Below are 2,194 nucleotides of genomic sequence, written 5' to 3' on the forward strand. Positions count from 1 at the left end.
TCGGCATGGAGGTCCTGCGGAGGGACACGGTCGTCGGTCGGGCCACCGGCTCGACTCTCGAACGCCGCGCTCAGCTCCGCGATCGACACTGCGCACCCCCTCCCGTCCGGCCCACGCCGGTGTCGATGACCAGTACCTCGGAGCGGCCGCCGCCCTGGGAAGAACGACACCAGAGAGCACCGACAACCACCCGACGAGTCACCGTAGGGCTGTGGCGGGGCGGCCACCAAGCCCCTCGCGTCGACTATGGCCGAACGGCTGTGCACGGTGTGGGGACAAGGTGTGCAAAACGCCCACGGCGTGTGTGCACATGACGTGGAGAACCCTGTGGACAACCGGGCGTCTGACCCGAGGAAACGGCGCTGACCAGCGACGATGTCGTCCACGGTGTGTGGAGCGGAGAAAGTTTCGGGCGTGTTTCGGTCCACAAGAAGGAGGTCACGTCCGAGGGCTCCTCAGCCTGCTCCGCGCCCTGTAGCAGACCTTGGACGGCCGTCGCAACCACTTCGGACCACTCCGCGGGGTTGCTCCCCCGGCCCCGGTGGTCGCCGCTTCCAGCGCGCGGTCAGCCGGCTCGGCCGTACCGTTCCGCCGACCGGGCCCGCGCCTTGGCCGCCTCGACCTCGCGGTCCTTGGGCGGGGCCGTCGTCACGAGCGCGTCGAGTAGGCGAGCGGTCACGTCGGCAACCTCCTCGACCGCCGTGTCGAACGCTGCGTGGTTCGCGGCGGACGGCTTCGTCATGCCGCTCACCTTCCGGACGTACTGGAGAGCGGCGGCCCGCACCTCGTCCGGCGTCGCCGGCGGTGCGAAGTTGTTCAGCGGACGGATGTTGCGGCACATGGCTCCACGGTATGCCGCGGTCCCGCCACCCGCGACTGTTCGCCACGAAGCGTTCGGCACGGCATCCGCGTCGGGGCCAGGCAAGCCGACCCTCACCTGACGGCCGGCGAGGACGGGGGAATGATGGACGCCATGAGGACCGTGAGCATCGAGGAGCTGGGGCGCCACCTCGCATCCGTGCCGGGCAAGCCACGCGTCGTCGTCTCGGGCAACGTGGCCGTCCCGTGGGAGGCGGTCCGAGCGCTCGACGAGAACAAGGACGCCTACACCATCCACGCCCTCAACGCCCCACCCGGCATCCCCGATCGGGACGGAGTCACCGCCGAGACGTGCTTCGTGGGAGCCGGGATGCGTCGCCACCGCGACCTGTCGTACGTCCCCAGCCGGTTGTCCCTCGTGCCGGTGCTTCTCCAGCGGCGCCTCCCCCCGGACGTCGTGATCGTCCACTGCGCGCCGCCGCGCGACGGCCAGCTCTCCCTCGGCATCGAGGTCAACGTGCTGCCCGCCGCCATCGAGGGATGCCGCGGCCGGTCGGGCCGGGTGATCGCCGTGGTCAACGACCAGATGCCGTACACCTACGGCGACGCGCAGGTGCCGGTGGAGGCCGTCGACCTGGCGGTCGAGGTGTCGGCGCCGCTCGCGTCCCACGACCCCCTCCCACCGGACGCCGACAGCGCCGCCATCGGTGAGCGGGTCGCCAGCCGCGTCCCGGACGGTGCGACCCTCCAGATGGGCATCGGCGGCGTCCCCGACGCGACCCTGAACGCCCTGACCACCCGTTCGGGCCTGCGGATCTGGACCGAGATGTTCTCCGACGGGGTCCTCGAGCTCGACCGCGTGGGTGCCCTGGATCCACACCACCCGCTCACCGCCTCGTTCCTCTTCGGCTCGCGCGAGCTCTACGACTGGCTCGACGGCAACCATCGCGTGCGGATGATGCGCACCGAGCACACCAACGACCCCGGGCTCATCGCGCAGCAGCGGATGATGACCTCCGTGAACACCGCCCTCGAGGTGGACCTGTTCGGCCAGGCGAACGCCTCACGGATCAACGCCCGGATCTACTCCGGGTTCGGGGGCCAGACCGACTTCATCGTCGGTGCGCTGCACTCCGCCGGCGGGCAGTCCTTCATCGCCCTGCGCTCGTGGCACCCCAAGGCCGACGTGTCCACCGTCGTGCCCCTCCTCGACGAGCCGGTGACGAGCTTCCAGCAGAGCGCCATCGTCACCGAACACGGGGTGGCGGAGCTGTGGGGATACGACCAGCAGGCCCAGTGCCGGCACATCATCCGCGACGCCGCCCACCCGCAGGTTCGGGACGAGCTCTGGGAGGAGGCGGCCCAGCTCGGGCTC

At 70.6% G+C, this 2,194-nt stretch carries 2 protein-coding genes; one reads left to right on the plus strand and one right to left on the minus strand.

The features are described 5' to 3' along the window. Positions 1-565: 565 nt before the first annotated feature. Positions 566-841: a DUF2277 domain-containing protein gene (locus VJN29_RS20315; RefSeq protein WP_324145462.1), complete on the minus strand. Its 276-nt coding sequence runs from the start codon at positions 839-841 to the stop codon at positions 566-568. 132 nt (positions 842-973) lie between these two features. On the opposite strand from VJN29_RS20315, the gene VJN29_RS20320 reads away from it, so the two are divergent. Continuing rightward, a partial coding sequence (locus VJN29_RS20320; protein WP_324145463.1) for an acetyl-CoA hydrolase/transferase family protein occupies positions 974-2,194 on the plus strand: 1,221 nt, incomplete at its 3' end.

Origin of the sequence: Intrasporangium sp. (assembly GCF_035280925.1) — a bacterium.
GTDB lineage: Bacteria > Actinomycetota > Actinomycetes > Actinomycetales > Dermatophilaceae > Intrasporangium.